This window comes from Arenimonas terrae (assembly GCF_006265115.1).
In the GTDB taxonomy this organism is placed as follows: Bacteria; Pseudomonadota; Gammaproteobacteria; order Xanthomonadales; family Xanthomonadaceae; genus Arenimonas; species Arenimonas terrae.
This window is the reverse complement of the sequence record NZ_SMDR01000001.1, coordinates 153,658-172,978: the sequence shown is the minus strand read 5'-3', so window position 1 is coordinate 172,978 and position 19,321 is coordinate 153,658. Positions and strand designations below refer to the sequence as shown.

Here is a 19,321-nt window from a genome sequence, read left to right as displayed (position 1 = left end):
CGTTCTGCCTTCGAGGTCGGAGCGCGAGGTTAGCCGATTTCCTTGAGCAGCCGCTGCGCTTCGGCGCGGCCTGCCGGGCCGGCTTCGGCCAGCACTTCCTCGAGCATGCCCTTGGCGCCGTCGATGTCGCCGATGTCCAGGTAGGCCTTGGCCAGCTCGATCTTGGTCTCGCTGCCGTCGTCGTCGCCGGCCTGTTCGGCCGGAGCCGCGCTGAAGTCGTCGGTGAAACCGTCGTGGCCCGGGATGTCGACCGCCACCGGCTCGAAGTCGATGTCCAGGTCGGGCTCGGAGGCCACGATCGGGGCGGGCTCGGGCGCGACCACCGGTGCCGGAGCGGCGACGGGGGTCGGGGCGGCGATCGGTGCCGGTGCCGGTGCCGGTGCCGGTGCCGGCGTGGGCGCGGCGGCGGGCGGCGCGGCCTTGGCGGTGGCCGGGATCACGCCGGTGTCGCCGAACTTAGGCGTGTTCCAGCCGGCCTGGCTGAACAGCGGGTTGGACGGCGACAGCGCCACGCCCATCACCACGGCCTCGCGCCAGCGCGGGTCGAGCGTGCTGCGCACGCGGATGCGCATGGCCTGCGCCGCGATCTCGTAGGCGGTGGTCTCGCCCTTGGCGTAGTAGTGGCGCAGCAGGCTGATATGCGCCTCGAGGTCCTCGGGATGCGCCTCGACATTGCCGCGCAGGCGTGCCAGCTCCGGATCGCCGGCGGCAAGCTCGGAGTCGTCCTCGTCCTCCGCTTCCACCACCGCCGCGCGCGTGCCGGCCAGGCTGGCGTGCAGGGCGTCGTCGTCGGAGATGCGGCGGCTGACCACCGGCACCGGGCTGGCGGAGCGGCGCCCGCGCAGCGCCAGCACCAGGCCGCCGAGCAGGACGAGGCCGCCACCGCCGAGCAGGAAAGGGTTGAGGTACCAGGGCGCCGGCCCGACGGCCGGGGACGCCGGCACGGGGCTGGCCGCGGCGGCCGGATCGGCGGCCGCGACCGGCGCCGGGCTGGCGGCGGCGACGTCCTCGCCCAGGCGCTCCTGCAGCGACTTGAGCTTGCTGTTCTGCAGTTCGATCAGGCGCTGGCTGTCGGCCTGCTGCTGTTCGAGCTCGGTCATCTGCGAGCGCAGTTCGGACACTTCGGCTTCGCGCGCGGCCAGGTCCTCACGGGTCTGGGTCAGTTCCGCGCGCAGCTCCTTGCCGCCGCCGGTGCTGCTGGCGCCGGACTGCAGGCCGCGGGCGGCCTGCTCGTCGCCCGAGGGCGGCACGATCTCCAGGCGGCCGTCGGACGGCGCGGCCGCGGGCGTGCTGGGACGGGCCGGCGCGCGCTCCGGCGCGGCGGCGACCGATTCGGCCGGCTGCGGCACCGGCTGGCGCCGCGACTGCCAGGCCGCGGCCTGTTCGCGCACCAGGGCGGCGGCTTCGTCGGCACCCAGGCTGGCGACTTCGTCGCGCGCCGGGATGCGCAGCACCGCGCCCTTCTTGAGCTGGTTGATGTTGTCGTTGATGAAGGCTTCGGGGTTGGCCCGCTGCAGCGCCAGCATCATCTGGTTCACCGTCACCGACGGATCGGGGCGGACGGAATTGGCCAGGCTCCACAGCGTCTGGCCTTCAGTGACCGGGCCGTAGCTGTCGGCGGCGGGTGCGGGCGCAGGCGCGGGCACGGGGGCCGGCGCCGCGGCGACGGGCTCCGGTTCCGGGGCGGGTGCGGGAGCGGGCTCCGGCGTCGGCGCCGGCTCGGCGACAGGTTCCGGGGTCGGTTCGGGTGTCGCCGCGACGGGTTCGGGAGCGACCGGCGCCGGCTCGGGTTCGGGCAGCGGTTCCGGCGGCAGCGGCTCGGGCTCGCTGTCGGTGACGGTGAGCGTGGGCTCGGGATCCTGCTGGACAGGCGCGACCTCGGCTTCGGGTTCGGCGACCGGGGCCTGCATGGGCGCCGGCGCCACGGCGACCGCCGGGGCCTCGAGCGGACGGATCACCGCCGGCGCGATATAGGGCGGATCGACCAGGGCGCTGAACTCGCGCACGACGCTGCCGCGGCCCCAATTGGCCTCGAGCAGGAAGGTCAGGAACGGTTCGTTGAAGCGGTCGGGCGTGGTGACCCGGATCACCGGTTGGCCGGCCGCATTGCGGCCGACGCTCATCTGCAGGTTGGCAGTCAGGCCGACCGGACGCTCCAGCCCGACGCGCGCGAACGCCTCGGGCGAGGCCAGGCGCACTTCCAGTTCGTCGATCTCGCCCGGCGCCGCCGACAGGATCGGGATCTCGGCGACGAGGGGCTGGTTGAGCCCGGACTTCACCTCGATCGGACCCAGCCCCAGGGCCTGGGCGCTGGAGGCGCCCAGAGCCAGGGCCAAGGCCAGCGGTAGCTGCAAATGCCTGATGTTCACGCTTCAAATCTCCCCGAAGAAGGCTGGCGCGACCACTCCCCTGCAGCGGCCCCGACGGTAATGCCCGCCGAATATACCGGTCAGCAACGCTCTTTGACCACGAGTTCCGCCAGCTGCACCGCGTTCAGGGCCGCGCCCTTGCGGATGTTGTCCGAAACGATCCACAGGTCCAGGCCGCGAGGATGGGAGATGTCCTCGCGCAGCCGGCCGACGTAGACCGCATCGGTGCCGGCGGCGTGGGTGACCGGCGTCGGGTAGCCGCCTGCGGCGCGCTCGTCCACCACCTCGACGCCGGGCGCCGCCTCCAGCAGCTGGCGCGCCTCGGCCACCGTAAGCTTGCGCCGCGTCTCCAGGTGCACCGCCTCGGAGTGGCCGTAGAACACCGGCACGCGCACCGCCGTCGGATTCACCTGGATGCTGTCGTCGCCCAGGATCTTGCGGGTCTCCCAGACCATCTTCATCTCTTCCTTGGTGAAGCCGTTGTCCAGGAATTCGTCGATGTGAGGGATCAGGTTGAAGGCGATCTGCACCGGGAACTTGCCCGGCTCGTGGTTCTGGAAGTTGAGCATCGCCGCGGTCTGCTTGCCCAGTTCCTCCATGCCGCTGCGGCCGGCGCCGGACACCGACTGGTAGGTGGCGACATTGATGCGCTCGATGCCGGCGGCGCGGTGCAGCGGCGCCAGCGCGACCAGCATCTGCATGGTCGAGCAGTTGGGGTTGGCGATGATGCCGCGCGGGCGGTTCTTCGCCGCCTCGGGGTTCACTTCGCTCACCACCAGGGGCACGTCGTCGTCGTAGCGGAAGGCCGAGCTGTTGTCGATCACCACCGCGCCGGCGGCGGCGAACTTCGGCGCGTACTCCTTCGACACCGAACCGCCGGCGGAGAACAGCGCGATGTGAATGCCCTTGGGGTCGAAGGTGGCGAGGTCCTCGACCACGATCTTCTTCGCGCCGTAGTCGATCTTCTCGCCCGCCGAGCGCGCGCTGGCCAGCAGGTGCAGGCGGCCGATCGGGAACTGGCGCTCGGCCAGGATGGACAGCATGGTCTCGCCGACGGCGCCGGTGGCGCCGACGATGGCGACGTTGTAGGTCTGGCTCATGGTTCGGGGGTTCTCTCGTATTCGTTGGATGCCGCGTCGTGCGCGGAGGGGATGCACCGAACGGATTCGGCCTCAGGCCGGCAGGGAACACAGGGCGCCGCGCGGGCGCATCGTCGTCCAGGCCGTCCGAGGCGATCGTTTTCGATCGCACGGGCGGCAAGTCTGGGTCGGTTTGCGGGCATGGCCCGGGCGGAAAAAGGGCGAAATCATGGCAGGCCGCCCGGCAGGCGCGGCGACACCGGACCGACGTCGCCGCACTGGGCGCGGTGGCGCAGGGCCTGGTCCATCAGCACCAGGGCCAGCATGGCCTCGCAGATCGGCGGCGCGCGCAGGCCCACGCAGGGGTCGTGGCGGCCGGTGGTGATCACTTCGACCGGCTGGCCGTGGATGTCCACGGTGTCGCCCGGCAGGCGCAGGCTGGAGGTGGGCTTGAACGCGACCGAACAGGTGACCGCCTGGCCGCTGCTGATGCCGCCCAGGATGCCGCCGGCGTGGTTGCTGGCGAAGCCGGCCGGGGACATCAGGTCGCGGTGCTCGCTGCCCTTCTGTCCGATGCTGGCGAAGCCGGCGCCGATCTCGACACCCTTCACGGCGTTGATCGACATCATGGCCGCGGCGATCTCGGCGTCGAGCTTGCCGTAGACCGGCTCGCCCCAGCCCGGCGGCACGTTCAGCGCCTGCACCTCCACGCGCGCGCCGACCGAATCGCCGGACTTGCGCAGCGCGTCCATGTAGGCCTCGAGCTCGGCCGCCTGGCCGGCGTCGGGCCAGAAGAAGTCATTGCCCTCCACCGCCGCCCAGTCGAAGCCGCGCGGGCGCAGGTCGGCGATCTGGGAAACGCAGGCGCGCACGGTGACACCGTACTTTTCCGCCAGCCACTTCTTGGCGATCACCGCGGCGGCCACGCGCATGGTGGTCTCGCGCGCGGAGCTGCGGCCGCCGCCGCGCGGGTCGCGCAGGCCGTACTTCTGCCAGTAGGTGTAGTCGGCGTGGCCGGGGCGGAACTGTTCGGCGATCTTCGCGTAGTCCTTGCTGCGCGCGTCGGTGTTGCGCACCAGCAGGCCGATCGGCGTGCCGGTGGTGCGGCCTTCGTAGACGCCGCTGAGGATTTCGACCTCATCGGCCTCGTGGCGCTGCGAGGTGTGCCGGCTCTTGCCGGTGGCGCGGCGGTCGAGGTCGGCGCGGAAATCCTCCGGCGCGATCGCGATGCCCGGCGGGCAACCGTCGACCACGCAGCCGATCGCCGGACCGTGGCTTTCGCCGAAGGTGGTGATCCGCAGCAGCCGGCCGAAGCTGTTGTCGCTCATGCGCCGGGCTCAGCTCCGCCGGGCATCGGCCAGCGCCTTGATGCGGGCGTGGTGGGCGACGATGTCTTCGCGCTCGATCACGAAGATGCCCATCTGCCCGACCTTGAACTCGATCCAGGCGAAGGGCACTTCCGGCAGCAGCTCGACCAGGGCGCGTTCGCTCTCGCCGACCTCGCAGATCAGCAGGCCGTGTTCGCTCAGGTGCCGCGGCGCGTCGCGCAGGATCTCCAGCGCCAGGTCCAGCCCGTCGTCGCCGGCGCGCAGGCCCATCTCGGGCTCGTGCGAATACTCCTTCGGCAGTGCGTCGGTTTCGGCGTGGGTGACGTAGGGCGGATTGGTGACGATCAGGTCGTAGACCTCGCCGTCGAGGTTCTTGAACAGGTCGGAATGGACCAGGCGGACGTTGCGCGCGTCCAGCCGCTCCACGTTCTCGCGGGCCAGGGCCAGCGCGTCCTCGCTCAGGTCCACCGCGTCCACCTGCCAGTGCGGGTGATAGTGCGCCGTCGCGATCGCGATGCAGCCCGAGCCGGTGCACATGTCGAGCGCGCGGTGGACCTCGCGGCCGCCGAGCCAGGGCTCGAAGCCGGTTTCGATCAGTTCGGCGATCGGCGAGCGCGGCACCAGGGCGCGCGGATCGGACTTGAAGCTCAGGCCGGCGAACCAGGCCTCGCCGGTGAGGTAGCAGGCCGGAATGCGCTCGTTGATGCGGCGCGAGAACAGCGCCAGCACTTCCTGCTTCTCGTCGGCGGTCAGGCGCGCCTGGCCGTAGGCCGGACCCAGGTCGTGCGGCAGGTGCAGGGCGTGCAGGACCAGCTGGGTCGCTTCGTCGAGGGCGTTGTCGTGGCTGTGCCCGAAGCTCAGGCCGGCGGCGCCGAAGCGGCTGGTCCCGTAGCGGATGAAGTCGATGATGGTCTGAAGCTCGGCCGGCATGTGATTGAAATTCCTTGTGATGACGCGAGTATAGCCGTGCCCCGGCTATAATTGCGGCCCTCTCCGCCCTCCGGACGCGCCGTGTTCAATCGCCGCAACCTGCTCATCGTGATCGCCGCGCTCGCGGCCGGACTCGGCCTGTGGGCCGCCCAGGTGGCGTTCGCGCCGACCGCTCCCGGCGCGCCGCAGGCCGTCGAAGCCGCGGCCCCGGCCGTGGACCCGGCAACGCTCAAGGCGGTGCGCCTGTTCCCCTCGCCGCGCGCCATTCCGGGCTTCGCGCTCGAGCAGTCCGACGGCACGCCGCTGACGCCGGAGGAACTGCAGGGCCACTGGACCGTGGTGTTCCTGGGCTTCACCCACTGCCCGGACGTCTGCCCGACCACGCTGAGCGAGCTGGCCCAGTCCCAGGCCGTCTGGGAAACGCTGCCCGAGGCCGTGCGCCCGCGCGTCCTGTTCGTCTCGGTCGACCCGGCCCGCGACACCCCGGCCAAGACCGGCGAGTACGCCGCTTATTTCCACAAGGCCACCCTGGCCGCCACCGCTCCAGAGCCGGCCCTGGGCCAGTTCGCCGCGGGCCTGGGCCTGGTTTACATGAAGGTCGCCACGACCGACGGCGACTACACCATGGACCACAGCTCGGCCCTGGTGGTGATCGACCCTCAGGGTCGCCAGGCCGGCCTGATCCGGCCGCCGCTGGTGCCGGCCGACATCGCCGCCGACCTCGCCACGCTGACGGAGGCCGCGCCGTGAGCCCGAAGGTCTTCCTGCAGTACGTGCTGCCGCACCGCCTGCTCTCGCGCATCGCCTACGGCGTGGCGCGCACGCGCACGGCCTGGTTCAAGGACTGGTTGATCAAGCTGGTGGTGCGCAGGTTCAACGTGGACATGGCCGAGGCCGTGGACCCGGTGCCGACCAACTACCTGCACTTCAACGCCTTCTTCACCCGCGAGCTCAAGCCCGGCGCGCGCACGGCCGACGCCGACCCGGCGACCCTGCTGATGCCCGCCGACGGCAAGATCAGCCAGGCCGGCCGCATCGAGGCCGGACGCATCTTCCAGGCCAAGGGACAGGCCTTCACCGCCGCCGAGCTGCTGGGCAACGAGGCCATGGCTGCGCCCTACGCCGACGGCTGGTTCGCCAACATCTACCTGTCGCCGCGCGACTACCACCGCGTACACATGCCCTGGACCGGCACCCTGGTCGAAACGCTGCACGTGCCGGGCCGGCTGTTCACAGTGGCGCCCTGGGGCGTGCAGGCGATCCCGCGGCTGTTCGCGCGCAACGAGCGCCTGGTCTGCCACTTCGAGACCGAGTTCGGGCCGATGTGTTCGGTGATGGTCGGCGCCCTGCTGGTCTCGGGCGTGGAGTCGGTGTGGAACGGCGAGGAAATCCCGCCGTACGCGCACAAGCCGGTGCGCCGCGACTGGCGCGGCCAGGGTATCACCCTCGCCCGCTTTGCCGAGATGGCCCGCTTCAACTACGGCTCGACCGTGATCCTGCTCTTCCCGCGCGACGCGGTGGCCCTGGACAGCTTCGCCACCGAGACCCCGACCCGGGTCGGCCAGCGGCTCGGCCGGGTGCTGCCGCGCTGAATCCACGCATGCATCGCCGGCACGCGCGGGCCCGTTTGCGCCGGCGCCGCCCGGCGGTCGTAGACTGAGGCCCATGGGCAACCAGCACGCCATCCGCCTGTTCCAGACGCTCGAGCACGCCTGCGGCTACTGGCCCGACCGGCTCTCGCGCGACCTGATCATCGACCCGGCCGATCCGCACCTGCCCAGCGTGTTCGCGCAGGCGCTGTCGATGGGCTTCCGCCGCTCCGGCGGCCACGTCTACCGGCCCTACTGCAACGGCTGCCGCGCCTGCATCTCGGTGCGCATCCCGGTGGCGGCGTTCCGGCCGAACCGGGCCCAGAAGCGCTGCCTGGCGCGCAACGCCGACCTCGAGATGCGCATCGTGCCGCCGCGCCGCACGGCCGAGAACTTCGCGCTCTACCGCCGCTACCTCGACACCCGCCACGTCGGCGGCGGCATGGACGACCCGGCGCCGGAAAACTTCGACGCCTTCCTGGCCTGCGGCTGGAGCCCGACCCAGTTCATGGAGTTCCGGCTCGACGGCCAGCTGGTGGCGCTGGCGGTGACCGACGTCGTGCCCAAGGCGCTGTCGGCGGTCTACACCTTCTACGATCCCGCGCACGCCGCGCGCAGCCTGGGCACCTACGCCATCCTGCGCCAGGTGCAGCGCGCGCTCGAGGACGGCCGCGAGCACGTGTACCTGGGTTTCTGGCTCGACGGCCATCCGAAGATGACCTACAAGCGCGGCTTCCGGCCGCTCGAATTCCTCGACGGCGCGACCTGGCGCCCGATGCCCGCCGGCTGAATTGCGGGCACAATCGCGCCCATGCGCTTCCCTGCCCTGCTGTCCGCCGGCCTGCTGGCCGCCCTCGTCCTCGCCGGCTGCGCCGCTCCCGTCGCCGCCCCGCGCCCGTCCGCTGCGGAAAAGCCTGCCATGCCCCTGCGCTTCGCCACGCTCAACACTTCCCTCTACGACGAGGAACATGGCGGCCTGATCGCGCGCCTGGACGAAGGCGACGCCGACGCGCGCAAGATCGCCGCGATCGTCCAGCACCAGCGGCCGGACGTGGTGCTGCTCAACGAGTTCGACTACGACGCCGCCGGCCTGGCGGCCGACCTGTTCCAGCGGCGCTACCTGGAAGTCGGCCAGTACGGCGAGCAGCCGATCACCTATCCCTACCGCTACCTCGCGGAAGTGAACACCGGCGTGCCCAGCGGCCTGGACCTGGACGGCGACGGCAAGATCGGCGGCGAAGGCCGCTTCCACGGCAACGACGCCTGGGGCTACGGCCTGCACCCGGGCCAGTACGGCATGCTGGTGCTGTCGAAGTTCCCGATCGACGCGGCGGCCGCGCGCAGCTTCCGCCTGCTGCGCTGGAGCGCGCTGCCCGGCGCGCTAGAGCCGAAACATCCCGACGGCCGCGCCTTCTACCCGCCGGCGGTCTGGGCGCAGCTGCGGCTGAGCTCGAAGTCGCACTGGGACCTGCCGATCGACACGCCGCTGGGCCGCATCCACCTGCTGGCCGCGCACCCCACGCCGCCGGTGTTCGACGGCCCCGAACGCCGCAACGCCGCCCGCAACCACGACGAAATCCGGCTCTGGGCGGAGTACCTCACGCCGGGCGACAAGCCCTGGCTCTGCGACGACGCGGTCCGCTGCGGCGGCCTGGCCGAGGGCGAACGTTTCGTGATCGCCGGCGACTACAACGCCGACCCCGCCGACGGCGGCAGCCTGCCCGGCGCGATCCACCAGCTACTGGAACACCCGCGCGTGCTGCGTTACGCGACGCCGCGCAGCGAGGGCGCGATGGCCTCGGCGCAGGCCAACGCGGTCAACGGCGCACACAGGTCCTTCGCCGGTCACGACACCGCGCAGTTCGGACCGCGCAACGGCAACTACCGCGTCGACTATGTGCTGCCCTCGGTCGGCCTGCCGGTGCAGGCCAGCGGCGTGTTCTGGCCGGCGCCCGGGCAGCCGGGCACGGAGTGGCTGGACGCCACGGACCACCGGATGGTCTGGGTCGACCTTGAGGGCGCAGACCCGCCGGAACTCAGCGCGACGCGACCCTGATTGCCGCAAGTGCCGCCAGGGCCTGGCGACGGACCGCCTCGGGGCCGCCGGGGGCGTCGTCGTTGGCCAGCACGGTGAAGGTGAGCACCGCCTCGCCCACGACCAATGAGCCCTGGGTCAGGTGCTTGAATTCGCCCGCCGGCGGCGCGCGGTCGGTGGCCTGGAAATAGACGCCGCTGACCTGGGGGCCGGTGAGGCTCTGGACCGTCAGCACGGCCTCGACCGAGCGGGAGCGGGCCTGGTCGGCCGCGACCTGAGTGCTTTCGCGAAGGTCGGACGCGGTGATCGGCGGACGGCTGGCATCGCGCGGCAACGGGATCAGGGTCACCAGCATCCGGAAGGACGCGCCCTGCGCCGGCGAGAACGCCAGCGTCGTCACCGCGGCCCCTTCCGGGTTGGCGGTGAAGCCGCGCCAGCCGGCCGGCATGTCCAGCACCAGCTGTTCGTTGGTGGCCGAATCGATCCGGAACTCGGCGCCCTGGGCCGGGAGCGAGAACAGCAGCGCGGCCAGCAGGCCGATCCAGCGCAGGGTTGCAAACATCATTCCAACTCCACCGTGAGCGCCGCCGCGGCGCGACGCGCCTTGGCGCGGGCCGCGTCGACATTGATATCACGTGCCAGCGTCACCGCGATACGACGATGACCTTCGACCTTCGGTTTGCCGAACAGGCGCAGTGCGGTATCGGGTTCGACCAGCGCGCCGTCGACATTGCCGAACCGCGGCACGCCGTAGCCGGTGGCCAGCACCGCGCACGAGGCCGAGGGCCCAAGCGAGGCGATGTTCGGGATCGGCAGGCCGAGGATGGCGCGCGCGTGCAGGGCGAATTCGCTCAGCTCCTGCGAGATCAGCGTGACCAGGCCGGTGTCGTGCGGGCGCGGCGAGACCTCGCTGAACCAGACCTGGTCGCCCTGCACGAACAGCTCGACGCCGAACAGGCCCCGGCCGCCGAGGTTGTCGGTGACGGTCTTCGCGATGCGCTGCGATTCGCGCAGCGCCGCGTCCGACATCGGCTGCGGCATCCAGCTCTCGCGGTAGTCACCATCCACCTGCAGGTGGCCGATCGGATCGCAATACGAGGTACCGTCGCGGTGGCGCACGGTCAGCAGCGTGATCTCGTAGTCGAAGCGGATGAAGCCCTCGACGATGCAGCGGCCCTGGCCGGCACGGCCGCCGGACTGGGCGTAGTCCCAGGCAGCGTCGATGTCGGCATCGCTGCGCACCGTGCTCTGGCCCTTGCCCGAGGACGACATCACCGGCTTGACCACGCAGGGCAGGCCGATGGCGGCGACGGCGGCGCGGTACTCCTCGCGGGTGTCGACGAAACGGTAGGGCGAGGTCGGCAGGCCCAGCGTTTCGGCGGCCAGGCGGCGGATGCCCTCGCGGTCCATGGTCAGGCGCGCGGCGCGCGCGGTGGGAATCACGCGCAGGCCTTTCTCGGTCTCCAGTTCTACCAGCGTCTGGGTGTGGATGGCCTCGATCTCCGGCACCACCAGGTCGGGCTTCTCGTGCGTGATCAGGTCGCGCAGCGCGGCCGGGTCGAGCATGTTCAGGGTGTGGCAGCGGTGCGCGACCTGCATGGCCGGGGCGTTGTCGTAGCGATCGGCGGCGATCACCTCCACGCCCAGCCGCTGCAGCTCGATCGCCACTTCCTTGCCCAGTTCGCCGGAGCCGAGCATCAGCACGCGGCGGGCGGACGGCGAAAGCGGCGTGCCGAGGGTGACGGGGCGCGGGTCGGTCATGGCGGCGGATTCGGTGGTGGAAGGGCGCAATTGTAGCGGCCGAGGTTCAGGCCGGGCGGCGTTTCTGTCATGCTCGGACCTCAAGACCCGCGGTTATTCATGCGCCGAATCCTGCCCACCCTCCTCCTGGTGCTGCTGCCAGCGCCCGCCTTCGGCGCCCGTTGGGGCGATCCCGAAGTCGCCGGCCTGGTCACCGACCGGGCGCTGGACGAGATCAGCGGCCTGGCCGCCTCGCGCGCGCATCCGGGCCACTACTGGGCGATCAACGACAGCGGCAACAGCGCCGAGCTGCAGCTGATGGACGAACGCGGCCAGCACCGGGCCAGCGTGCCGGTGACCGGGGCGGCCAACATCGACTGGGAGGACCTGTCCTCGTTCGAGCTCGACGGCAGGCACTACCTGCTCATTGCCGACACCGGCGACAACGGCGGCATCCGCCAGGACCTGGTCCTGCACGTGCTCGAGGAACCCACCGACCTGACCCGGCCCGTCGCCGTGGCCTGGAGCCTGACCTTCCGCTGGCCGGACGGCCCCCGCGACTGCGAAGCGGCGGCCGTGGACCCGGCGCGCGGGGAGGTGCTGCTGATCTCGAAAAAACGCGTGCCGCCCGAACTCTTCCGCATCCCCTTGCGCCCTGGCGAAGACCAGGCCGTGGCCGAGCACCTGGGCAACCTGCCCGGCATCGAACAGCCCGACGCCGGCGACCTGCGCCGCAGCCCGATCTACGGCCGCTACCGCGCCCAGGTCACCGGCGCCGCGCTGAGCCCGAACGGCCGCGTGCTGGCGGTGCTCAACTACCGCTCGGTGCATTTCCTGGTGCGCCCGCGCGATGGCGACTGGACCCCGGCGCTGCGCGACAAGCCCTCGCATCTGACCCTGCCCTGGATGCCCCAGGCCGAGGCCATCGCCTTCTCGCCCGACGGCCTGTCGCTGACCATCGGCAGCGAGCAGCTGCCCTCGCCCTTCCTGCGCTACCGCGTCGAACCCTGAGGCAAGCCCTTGTTTGCAAAGGCCAGGGCCATCCGGTCCGGTTGACTTTCGTCTGGCCTATTGCACATTGATATCTTTTTGATATCTTGTGGCCACCACTCGGGAGATCCGCCATGAAAGAACAGTCCATCCGCTCCTACCCCGGCATTCCGGCCCTTCTCCTCCTGATCGCGCTGTGCGCCTTCGCCGTCTATCTGTTCGTGATGGGCGCCAAGGGCGACGGCGTGCCGAACCCCGGCCTGCTGGTCGCCGGCCTGGTGGTGGGTGCGCTGGCCTCGGTCGCGCTCGGTGGCTTCTACATGGTCGAACCCAACCAGGCCGCGGTGCTGAGCCTGTTCGGCAAGTACGTGGGCACGTCCAAGGACCAGGGCCTGCGCTGGAACAACCCCTTCTACTCGGCCAAGAAGATCAGTCTGCGCGTGCGCAACTTCGAGTCGGGCAAGCTCAAGGTCAACGACCTCGACGGCAGTCCGATCGAGATCGGCGCCGTGGTCGTGTGGCAGGTCGTGGACTCGGCCGAGGCCGTCTACAACGTCGACGACTACGAAAGCTTCGTGCACATCCAGTCCGAGGCCGCGCTGCGCGCCATGGCCACCAGCTACCCCTACGACCAGCACGAGGACGGCAAGATCTCGCTGCGCAGCCACGCCGCCGAGATCGCCAAGCACCTGACCGAGGAAATCCAGGAACGCCTGGCCCAGGCCGGCGTCAACGTCGCCGAAGCCCGCATCAGCCACCTCGCCTACGCCCCGGAAATCGCCCAGGCCATGCTGCAGCGCCAGCAGGCCGGCGCGATCATCGCCGCCCGCACCCGCATCGTCGAAGGCGCGGTGAGCATGGTCGAGATGGCGCTCGAGCAGCTGTCGGCACGCAAGGTGGTCGACCTCGACCCGGAGCGCCGCGCGGTGATGGTGAGCAACCTGCTGGTGGTGCTGTGCGGCGAGCGCGGCACGCAGCCGGTGGTCAACGCCGGCTCGATCTACTGAGGCCACCATGGACGAAATGACCCAGGCCGGCGTGGCGTGCATCGCGATCGGACTGCCCTGCGTCCTGGTGGGCGTGCTGGTGGCGACGGGCAAGTTCCCGTCGCACTCGGCCGCGGCTGCGCGCGATCCGGCGCGCGCACGCCTGGCGGAAGGCATGCTGCTGATCGCGATCAACGCCGCGCTGGTGCTGATGGGGCTGGCATTCCTCGTGGTACCGGAGCTGATGACCAAGACGGTCACCGGCTGGCTCGTGACGGGGGTGGTCGTGGGCTCGGTGTTGGGCCTGATCCCCGTGTTCCGGGCGCACCGGACCTGAGATGGCCGAGAAAAAAGCCTACCCGCTGCGCATCAACGCCGAAGTGCTGGACGCCATCCAGCGCTGGGCCGACGACGAGCTGCGTTCGCTCAATGCGCAGATCGAGTACGTGCTGCGGGACGCCCTGCGCAAGAACGGCCGGATGAAGAAGGCCGAAGACAGCAACGACGACGACACCTCATCCTGAGCCTGGAGAGAACCGACATGCTCCACATCGTGCACCTGATCCAGAACCGCCGCGCCGGCCGCCCCACGCCCGCCGCCCTGCCTCTCGCCGCCGTCTCGACGCTGGTGCTGCTCGCCGGCCTCGCCCTGCTGCTGGGCCGCTGAGATGGACCGCCGCCTCGCCCTGACGCCGCTGGGCAAGGCGCCCGTGCTGTTCGCCATCGGCTTCGGCGCGGTGCTGCCCCTGGTGATCGCCGTCGTGGTGATTCTGCAGGTGCGCAGCGAGGCGCTGTCCCCGGCTTTCATGCTGCTGATCCAGGGCGTCGTCGCGGTCTCGGTGCTGGCCGTGGTGCTGCCGATGTGGCGGCGCGAGGCGAGCTTCGACGGACGGCGCCTGCGGGTGAAGGCCACGTTCTACACCCGCGAGGCGCCGCTGGCCGACTTCGATCTGGCCGCGGCGCGGGCGGTGGACCTGCGCGAACACACCGAACTCCAGCCCCGGCTCAAGACCAACGGTTTCGCCCTTCCCGGCTTCCAGGCCGGCCACTTCCGCCTGCGCGATCGCCGCAAGGCCTTCTGCCTGGTCACCGATCCGTCAAAGGTGCTGGCCCTGCCGCATGCCGACGGCCGCGTATGGCTGCTGAGCCTGGAGCATCCCCAGGCCGTGCTCGACATCCTGCGCCGCGCCGCCGGCTGAGCCAGGCTTCACGCCGATGGCGCCGGCCCGCTAAGCTGGCCCCATGCGCGCCCTGAACTGGCACCTGGTCAACAGCGAAAAGGTCGAAGCCTGGCCGGCCCGGCTGCTGCGCGCCCGCGCCAATGCCGACGCCCGCGCCCTCGCCGGCGCCGAATGGGCGCTGCGGCGCAAACGCGACGGACGCTTCCTGGCCGCACTCGAAGGCCCGCGCCTCACCGCCCTCGTGCCTCGGCTGCACCACGAGCCCGGCCTCGCCGATGCGCTGCAGGCGCTGGACGCGATGCACGAACGCGCCGGCGCGGGTTTCGACCTGCCGCTCGACGGACTGCGTGAGCGCCTGCACACGCTCGGCCTGGACGAAAGTTACGGCGAACAGGTCGGCCTGCCCCTGGTCGCCGAGCCGGCACGGCTGGAGTTCGCCGGCTTCGACCGCTATCGCCGGCCGCTGTGGCTGCTCGACCCGGCCGCGCGCGCCTGGCGCCGGATGCAGGCCGCAGCCCACGACGACGACATCCGGCTCGAGGCGATCTCCGGTTACCGCAGCCACGACTACCAGCTGGGCATTTTCGAACGCAAGCTCGCGCGCGGGCTGACGGTCGAGCAGATCCTGGCGGTGAACGCCGCACCCGGCTACAGCGAACACCACGGCGGCTGCGCCATGGACATCGGCACGCCGGGCGAACCGCCGGCCGAGGAAAGCTTCGAGGCCACGCCCGCCTTTGCCTGGCTGCACCGCCGCGCCGGCGACTTCGGCTTCCGCATGAGCTACCCGCGCGGCAACCCGCACGGCATCGTCTACGAACCCTGGCACTGGCGCTGGTTCGAAGCCAGCTGAACGCACGACACGAGAACGTCCCATGCTGCAGATGCGCCCCGGCTGCGAACGCTGCGACCGCGACCTGCCCGCCGACCAGGACGGCGCCTGGATCTGTTCGTTCGAGTGCACCTTCTGCAGCGACTGCAACAACCGGACGCTGCACGGCCGCTGCCCGAACTGCGGCGGCCAGCTGCAGCCGCGCCCGACCCGGAGCGGTGACGCGCTGGCGCGCCATCCGGCCTCGACCGCGCGGGTGTTCCGCCCTGCGCCGGGCTGATCAGTCCTGCGAACGTTTGACCGGCGGCTTCTCCGGCGCGACGAAGTCGGCGACGCGCCAGAGGTACAGCCCCGCCAGCGTGCGGTACGGCCCCCACTTCTCGCCGCGTGCGGCCAGTTCCTTCGGCTTGGGCATCTCGTCGAGCCGGTCCAGCAGTTGCGCGCCCTTGCGCACGCCCAGGTCGTCCACCGGCAGCACGTCGGGGCGGCCGAGCTTGAACATCAGCATCATCTCGACCGTCCAGCGGCCGATGCCGCGCACGGCGGTCAGGCGTTCGACGATCAGGTCGTCGGGCATCGCCGCCATCTCGCGCAGGCTCGGCACCTCGCCGGTGGCCGCGCGCGCGGCGAGGTCGCGCAGCGCCAGGGTCTTGTTGCCCGAGACGCCGCAGGCGCGCAGCGCTGCGTCGTCTACGCGACCCAGGGTGTCGGCGTGCAACTTCTTCGAGCCGATCGCCGCCTCGACGCGGCCCACGATGGTCGCGGCGGCCTTGCCGGACAGCTGCTGGTAGAGGATGGCGCGCGCCAGCGCGTCGGTCGGGTCGAAGGGCTTGCGCCAGCCGCCGGCGACATCGAGCGGGCCGATGCGGTCGATCCAGCGGCCGAACTTGCGGTCGCGGCGGCGCAGATGGTCGGTGGCGGCCTCGAGGTCGAAGCCGCGGGGATGTCGGGGCATGGCGGGCTCAGCGGCGCAGGGCGTCGACGGCGATGATGAGCCAGCCCAGCATCAGCAGCAATCCGCCGGCCGGCGCCAGCGTCGTCGGCGCCGCGAACAGCGCCGCGCCGAGCAGGCTGCCGGAAAACAGCAGCAGGCCCAGGGCCAACATCATCAAACCGACTACCTTGACGCGCGTGCGCGCGCCCGGCGCGAGCAACAGCAGCGCCAGCCCGTGACCGAAGGCGAACAGCGCGGCCAGGCCCGCGCGCCGCGCGTCCTCGCCCTGCAGGCCGTGACTGGCGTAGGCCGACAAGCCCACCGCCGCCGCGCAGGCCAGCGCGCCGAATGACGCCAGCGCGCGGCGGGCGGGGGTCACGGCGATCCGGCGAGATAGTCCTCGCGCGACTTCATCAGGTTGGCGGCGAGCTGCGGCGGCAGCAGGAACTGCCGGCCGGCGAACCGGGCCTGCCAACGCTCGACCTTCGCGCGCAGCGACTTCAGGCGTTCACCGGCGTCCGGCGTCGCGTCGCTCTGCGCAGCGGCGTCCATCGTGGGAGCGACCGGTTCGTTCGCGAACCAGGCCTGCGCCCGCGCCTCGTCCAGCTCCACCGCGAGCCGCGCCCAGGTTCCGCCGCCGTCGTCGCGCCAGGCGGCGATGGTGATGCGCAGCCCGTCCACACTCTCGAACACCGCGGTCTGGCCGGCGGCGGCGCCGCTGTCGGCAGCGACATCGTCGAGCACCAGCTGTTCGACGACACCCGCGGTGGCATTGCCGTCGTCGGGATTGGCCAGTGCCGCGGACGGCTGGCCGTCGAGGCTGAAACGATCGTCGCCGGCGCGGGTGAGCCGGAAGGCGCGGCCCTGGGCCGGAGCGATACGGACTTCCGCGACGCGGGCCAGCGGCAGATCGAGCAGGCGGCGATCGAGCCAGTCGACCGGATTGCGCGCCGGGCCGACATCCACATCGAGCAGCCAGACCTGGGCCTCATCGCCGATCCGCGCGTAGCTGCCGCCCAGGCTGGGATGGTTCCGGCCGATCGTCAGGCGCAGCGGTTCGCCGCCGCCGGACAGCTGCAGTTCGGCGCCCTTGGCATCGGCGGCGGCGACCGCTTCCACGCCGAGGCGGGCGTGGCGCTCGGGATTCGCCGTCTTGGCCTCCTGGCGCCGGGCCTGCGACAGGCGGAACAGCGCACGGCTGATTTCGCGCTGGTTTGCCGGCCAATCCTGGCGTGCCGGCATGCGCCAGCGGCCGTCGGTCTTCACGATCTCGACCAGGACCTGATCGCCGGCGCCGCGCACCTGCAGTCGGTCCAGCGATTCCAGCCGTGCCTCCAGCCCCGGCAGCAGCAGCGATCCCGCCGCGCCGTCGCCCGCCACCGGCCGCTCCAGCAGCCACCAGGCGCCGGCCGCGAGCAGGACCGTCAGCACGCCCGCGCCGGCGAGGATCCGCGCCTTCATGGCTCAGGCCTCCGCGGCGCGGCGCCGCGACCAGCGGCGCCAGGCCACGAACAGCGCCAGCAGCACCAGCAGGGCCGGCATGCCCAGGATGTTGATCAGCTTCAGCCGCGAGCCCAGCGCCTCGATGTCGGCGTTGAGGCGGTGCTGCACTTCGCGCAGCTCCTTGCGCATGCGCAGCTTCTCGTCCTGGAAGCGCAGGATCTCGGCCTGCTGCTGCGGCGACAGCGCCTGCGCCTGGCCCTCGGGGCCGGGCTGCTGCAGGCGGGTGAGCTCCTGCTCGAGCGTGTCGAGCTGGCGCTGCAGTTCCTGTTCCTTGGCGCGGTAGCGCTCCTCGGCGCCCCGGCGCAGCGCGGTGACGCGCTCGAACGGGCGCGAGGCCGCGGCGCGGGTGCGCACCGCGATCAGGTCGGAATTGCCGACCAGGTTGTCCACCGCGTTGTAGACGAAGTCGCCGTTGCTGGCGAAGGGGTTGTAGACCGGCTCGCCCATGAACTCGCGCGCCTGCACCCACAGCCGGTCGGTCAGCACGTCGGTGTCGGCGACGACGATCAGGTTCACCGGCTGCTGCGCCTGCGCGATGTGTCCCTCGCCGCTGCGTCCCGGGAAGGCCGACGTGAGCGGACCGCTGAAGCGCGCCGCCAGCACCAGCGGCTGGCCGCCGGGCTGGAAGCCCTCGCGCAGCTGGTCGGGATCGGCGGTGGCTTCGCGCACCCGTTGCACCGAAGCCGTACCGGACGCGCCCGAGCTCTGCGCCAGGGCCTCCATCACCAGGCTCGAAGCGTCGGCCAGCTTCAGCGAACCGGCGCTGGAGAAGTTCAGGTTCTCGAGCTCGGCCGACACCACGTCTTCCTGGTTCAGCGCGGTCTTGCCCAGGCCCAGCACCGCCAGGTGGCGCACCGGCGGGCCGTTCGGATCGGGCTGCACCTGCAGCGCGTGCACTTCGTCCAGCACCAGGCGGGTCGGGTCGTAGTCGATGCCCCAGGCCTTGAACAGCTCCGGCAGGTCGGAGGAACGCGGCACCTGCAGCGACAGCGGGTCGAGCGGGTCCACGCCGGACTGGTCGGCCTCGGAATCGGGATCGACGAAGGCCAGCAGCCGGCCGCCGCGCATCACGAACTGGTCGATCGCGTACAGCGTGTCCTCGGGCAACTGCCGGGGATGCACGACCATCAGCAGGTCGACGTCGTCGGCGATCGCGGTCGGCGCGCCCTGCATGCGGCGCAGCTCGAACAGCTCGCTGATCTGCCGGTCCACCACCCAGCCCGGGTTCTGGCGGCCGGAGGGGTCCATGCTGGGGCCGGTGGGCAGACCGCTGATCAGCGCGACCACCGGCTTGGTGTCGACGCTGAGCGTGGAGATGAGCTTGGCGACGTCGTATTCGAGGAACGATTCCTTGTCCGGCTGGATGAAGGGCATCGTCGTCTCGCCGTCGGTGCTGTTGGTGCCGACCAGGCCGAAGTAGAGCTTGTCGCCGCTGGCGCCCAGCGGCACGCCCTGCAGGCCGTAGGCGGCGGCCTGGTCCTCGGCCTCGGAGAACGGCTCCGGGTCGATCACTTCCAGCACCACCTTGCCCCTGGAGCGCGCGGCGATCTCTTCCAGCAGCTCGCGCACGCGGGTGGCGAAGACGCGGAACTGCTGCAGGTCGCGGGTGGCGTGTTCGGAGTAGTAGAGCTTGAGCGTGATCGGTTCCTCGATCTTGCCCAGGATGTTCCGGGTGCCTTCCGACAGCGTGTAGAGCTGCTTGTCGGTCAGGTCGATGCGGGCGCCGCGCAGGGCCACGGTCGAGATCGCCACCAGGGCGACGAAGGCCAGCGCCAGCAGCGCCAGCGCGACCAGGTAGGTGGAGCGTCGGGTGAAGGGCTTCATG

General features: G+C 71.2%; 22 protein-coding genes. 12 read left to right on the top strand and 10 right to left on the bottom strand.

Annotation, left to right across the window (positions count from 1 at the left end):
* Positions 1-29 precede the first annotated feature (29 nt).
* From E1B00_RS00840 to prmB, 4 genes are all read right to left on the bottom strand, one after another.
* Positions 30-2,369, bottom strand: a complete 2,340-nt coding sequence (locus E1B00_RS00840; RefSeq protein ID WP_139444778.1) for a motility hub landmark protein FimV — start codon at positions 2,367-2,369, stop codon at positions 30-32.
* Positions 2,370-2,449: 80 nt separating this feature from the next.
* Positions 2,450-3,469: an aspartate-semialdehyde dehydrogenase gene (locus E1B00_RS00835; RefSeq protein ID WP_139444777.1), complete on the bottom strand. Its 1,020-nt coding sequence runs from the start codon at positions 3,467-3,469 to the stop codon at positions 2,450-2,452.
* Positions 3,470-3,675: 206 nt separating this feature from the next.
* Positions 3,676-4,776: a chorismate synthase gene (gene aroC, locus E1B00_RS00830; RefSeq protein WP_139444776.1), complete on the bottom strand. Its 1,101-nt coding sequence runs from the start codon at positions 4,774-4,776 to the stop codon at positions 3,676-3,678.
* 9 nt (positions 4,777-4,785) lie between these two features.
* Positions 4,786-5,706, bottom strand: coding sequence for a 50S ribosomal protein L3 N(5)-glutamine methyltransferase (gene prmB, locus E1B00_RS00825; protein WP_139444775.1), 921 nt, complete (start codon positions 5,704-5,706; stop codon positions 4,786-4,788).
* An 81-nt stretch (positions 5,707-5,787) separates the two neighbouring features.
* Between prmB and E1B00_RS00820 the strand changes: the two genes are divergently transcribed.
* The 4 genes from E1B00_RS00820 (at position 5,788) to E1B00_RS00805 (ending at position 9,351) form a co-directional block, all read left to right on the top strand.
* Complete coding sequence (locus E1B00_RS00820; protein ID WP_139444774.1) at positions 5,788-6,456, top strand: SCO family protein; 669 nt, start codon at positions 5,788-5,790, stop codon at positions 6,454-6,456.
* Complete coding sequence (asd, locus tag E1B00_RS00815) at positions 6,453-7,298, top strand: archaetidylserine decarboxylase (protein WP_246048444.1); 846 nt, start codon at positions 6,453-6,455, stop codon at positions 7,296-7,298. The genes E1B00_RS00820 and asd overlap by 4 nt, the downstream gene beginning before the upstream one ends.
* A gap of 73 nt (positions 7,299-7,371) precedes the next feature.
* On the top strand, positions 7,372-8,085 hold the full coding sequence (locus tag E1B00_RS00810; RefSeq protein ID WP_139444773.1) for an arginyltransferase: 714 nt from the start codon (positions 7,372-7,374) through the stop codon (positions 8,083-8,085).
* A 21-nt stretch (positions 8,086-8,106) separates the two neighbouring features.
* A complete protein-coding gene (locus E1B00_RS00805; protein WP_139444772.1) occupies positions 8,107-9,351 on the top strand; it encodes an endonuclease/exonuclease/phosphatase family protein in 1,245 nt (414 codons plus the stop codon).
* On the opposite strand, the gene E1B00_RS00800 is transcribed toward E1B00_RS00805, so the two are convergent.
* On the bottom strand, positions 9,332-9,892 hold the full coding sequence (locus E1B00_RS00800) for a hypothetical protein (RefSeq protein WP_139444771.1): 561 nt from the start codon (positions 9,890-9,892) through the stop codon (positions 9,332-9,334). The two genes, E1B00_RS00805 and E1B00_RS00800, sit on opposite strands and share 20 nt — an antisense overlap.
* Positions 9,892-11,091: a formate-dependent phosphoribosylglycinamide formyltransferase gene (purT, locus tag E1B00_RS00795; RefSeq protein WP_139444770.1), complete on the bottom strand. Its 1,200-nt coding sequence runs from the start codon at positions 11,089-11,091 to the stop codon at positions 9,892-9,894. Before purT ends, E1B00_RS00800 begins: the two co-directional genes overlap by 1 nt.
* A 99-nt stretch (positions 11,092-11,190) precedes the next feature.
* On the opposite strand from purT, the gene E1B00_RS00790 reads away from it, so the two are divergent.
* From E1B00_RS00790 to E1B00_RS00760, 8 genes are all read left to right on the top strand, one after another.
* Positions 11,191-12,081: a hypothetical protein gene (locus E1B00_RS00790; protein ID WP_139444769.1), complete on the top strand. Its 891-nt coding sequence runs from the start codon at positions 11,191-11,193 to the stop codon at positions 12,079-12,081.
* Between the two features lie 113 nt (positions 12,082-12,194).
* Positions 12,195-13,067 (top strand): SPFH domain-containing protein, encoded by an 873-nt coding sequence (locus E1B00_RS00785; RefSeq protein ID WP_139444768.1) that lies wholly within the window; start codon positions 12,195-12,197, stop codon positions 13,065-13,067.
* A gap of 7 nt (positions 13,068-13,074) precedes the next feature.
* Positions 13,075-13,383, top strand: a complete 309-nt coding sequence (locus E1B00_RS00780) for a hypothetical protein (protein ID WP_139444767.1) — start codon at positions 13,075-13,077, stop codon at positions 13,381-13,383.
* Position 13,384: 1 nt separating this feature from the next.
* Positions 13,385-13,570, top strand: coding sequence for a type II toxin-antitoxin system antitoxin (locus tag E1B00_RS00775; protein ID WP_139444766.1), 186 nt, complete (start codon positions 13,385-13,387; stop codon positions 13,568-13,570).
* A gap of 17 nt (positions 13,571-13,587) precedes the next feature.
* Entirely contained in the window at positions 13,588-13,713 is a 126-nt protein-coding gene (locus tag E1B00_RS15865) for a hypothetical protein (protein WP_281280671.1), read from the top strand.
* Between the two features lies 1 nt (position 13,714).
* A complete protein-coding gene (locus tag E1B00_RS00770) occupies positions 13,715-14,245 on the top strand; it encodes a PH domain-containing protein (protein WP_139444765.1) in 531 nt (176 codons plus the stop codon).
* Positions 14,246-14,288: 43 nt separating this feature from the next.
* Positions 14,289-15,080, top strand: coding sequence for a M15 family metallopeptidase (locus E1B00_RS00765; RefSeq protein ID WP_139444764.1), 792 nt, complete (start codon positions 14,289-14,291; stop codon positions 15,078-15,080).
* A gap of 22 nt (positions 15,081-15,102) precedes the next feature.
* Positions 15,103-15,339, top strand: a complete 237-nt coding sequence (locus E1B00_RS00760; RefSeq protein ID WP_139444763.1) for a DUF1272 domain-containing protein — start codon at positions 15,103-15,105, stop codon at positions 15,337-15,339.
* On the opposite strand, the gene E1B00_RS00755 is transcribed toward E1B00_RS00760, so the two are convergent.
* From E1B00_RS00755 to E1B00_RS00740, 4 genes are read right to left on the bottom strand one after another with little or no spacing between them, the layout of a single operon-like run.
* Positions 15,340-16,014, bottom strand: a complete 675-nt coding sequence (locus E1B00_RS00755) for a DNA-3-methyladenine glycosylase family protein (protein WP_139444762.1) — start codon at positions 16,012-16,014, stop codon at positions 15,340-15,342.
* 7 nt (positions 16,015-16,021) lie between these two features.
* Positions 16,022-16,372: a DUF423 domain-containing protein gene (locus E1B00_RS00750; protein WP_246048443.1), complete on the bottom strand. Its 351-nt coding sequence runs from the start codon at positions 16,370-16,372 to the stop codon at positions 16,022-16,024.
* Positions 16,369-17,454 carry a DUF4340 domain-containing protein gene (locus tag E1B00_RS00745; protein ID WP_139444761.1) on the bottom strand — a complete coding sequence of 362 codons (1,086 nt, stop codon included), beginning with the start codon at positions 17,452-17,454 and terminating at the stop codon, positions 16,369-16,371. Before E1B00_RS00745 ends, E1B00_RS00750 begins: the two co-directional genes overlap by 4 nt.
* Before the next feature lie 3 nt (positions 17,455-17,457).
* Positions 17,458-19,320 carry a Gldg family protein gene (locus E1B00_RS00740; RefSeq protein ID WP_139444760.1) on the bottom strand — a complete coding sequence of 621 codons (1,863 nt, stop codon included), beginning with the start codon at positions 19,318-19,320 and terminating at the stop codon, positions 17,458-17,460.
* Position 19,321: the final 1 nt, after the last annotated feature.

Coding starts and splice junctions, on each gene's coding strand:
- E1B00_RS00800 (WP_139444771.1), bottom strand. CDS start 9,892: ATGTTTGCAACCCTGCGCTGGATCGGCCTGCTGGCCGCGCTGCTGTTC.
- E1B00_RS00780 (WP_139444767.1), top strand. CDS start 13,075: ATGGACGAAATGACCCAGGCCGGCGTGGCGTGCATCGCGATCGGACTG.
- E1B00_RS00775 (WP_139444766.1), top strand. CDS start 13,385: ATGGCCGAGAAAAAAGCCTACCCGCTGCGCATCAACGCCGAAGTGCTG.
- E1B00_RS00765 (WP_139444764.1), top strand. CDS start 14,289: ATGCGCGCCCTGAACTGGCACCTGGTCAACAGCGAAAAGGTCGAAGCC.
- E1B00_RS00745 (WP_139444761.1), bottom strand. CDS start 17,454: ATGAAGGCGCGGATCCTCGCCGGCGCGGGCGTGCTGACGGTCCTGCTC.
- prmB (WP_139444775.1), bottom strand. CDS start 5,706: ATGCCGGCCGAGCTTCAGACCATCATCGACTTCATCCGCTACGGGACC.
- E1B00_RS00805 (WP_139444772.1), top strand. CDS start 8,107: ATGCGCTTCCCTGCCCTGCTGTCCGCCGGCCTGCTGGCCGCCCTCGTC.
- E1B00_RS00810 (WP_139444773.1), top strand. CDS start 7,372: ATGGGCAACCAGCACGCCATCCGCCTGTTCCAGACGCTCGAGCACGCC.
- E1B00_RS00755 (WP_139444762.1), bottom strand. CDS start 16,014: ATGCCCCGACATCCCCGCGGCTTCGACCTCGAGGCCGCCACCGACCAT.
- E1B00_RS00740 (WP_139444760.1), bottom strand. CDS start 19,320: ATGAAGCCCTTCACCCGACGCTCCACCTACCTGGTCGCGCTGGCGCTG.
- E1B00_RS00770 (WP_139444765.1), top strand. CDS start 13,715: ATGGACCGCCGCCTCGCCCTGACGCCGCTGGGCAAGGCGCCCGTGCTG.
- E1B00_RS00785 (WP_139444768.1), top strand. CDS start 12,195: ATGAAAGAACAGTCCATCCGCTCCTACCCCGGCATTCCGGCCCTTCTC.
- E1B00_RS00835 (WP_139444777.1), bottom strand. CDS start 3,469: ATGAGCCAGACCTACAACGTCGCCATCGTCGGCGCCACCGGCGCCGTC.
- aroC (WP_139444776.1), bottom strand. CDS start 4,776: ATGAGCGACAACAGCTTCGGCCGGCTGCTGCGGATCACCACCTTCGGC.
- purT (WP_139444770.1), bottom strand. CDS start 11,091: ATGACCGACCCGCGCCCCGTCACCCTCGGCACGCCGCTTTCGCCGTCC.
- E1B00_RS15865 (WP_281280671.1), top strand. CDS start 13,588: ATGCTCCACATCGTGCACCTGATCCAGAACCGCCGCGCCGGCCGCCCC.
- E1B00_RS00790 (WP_139444769.1), top strand. CDS start 11,191: ATGCGCCGAATCCTGCCCACCCTCCTCCTGGTGCTGCTGCCAGCGCCC.
- E1B00_RS00760 (WP_139444763.1), top strand. CDS start 15,103: ATGCTGCAGATGCGCCCCGGCTGCGAACGCTGCGACCGCGACCTGCCC.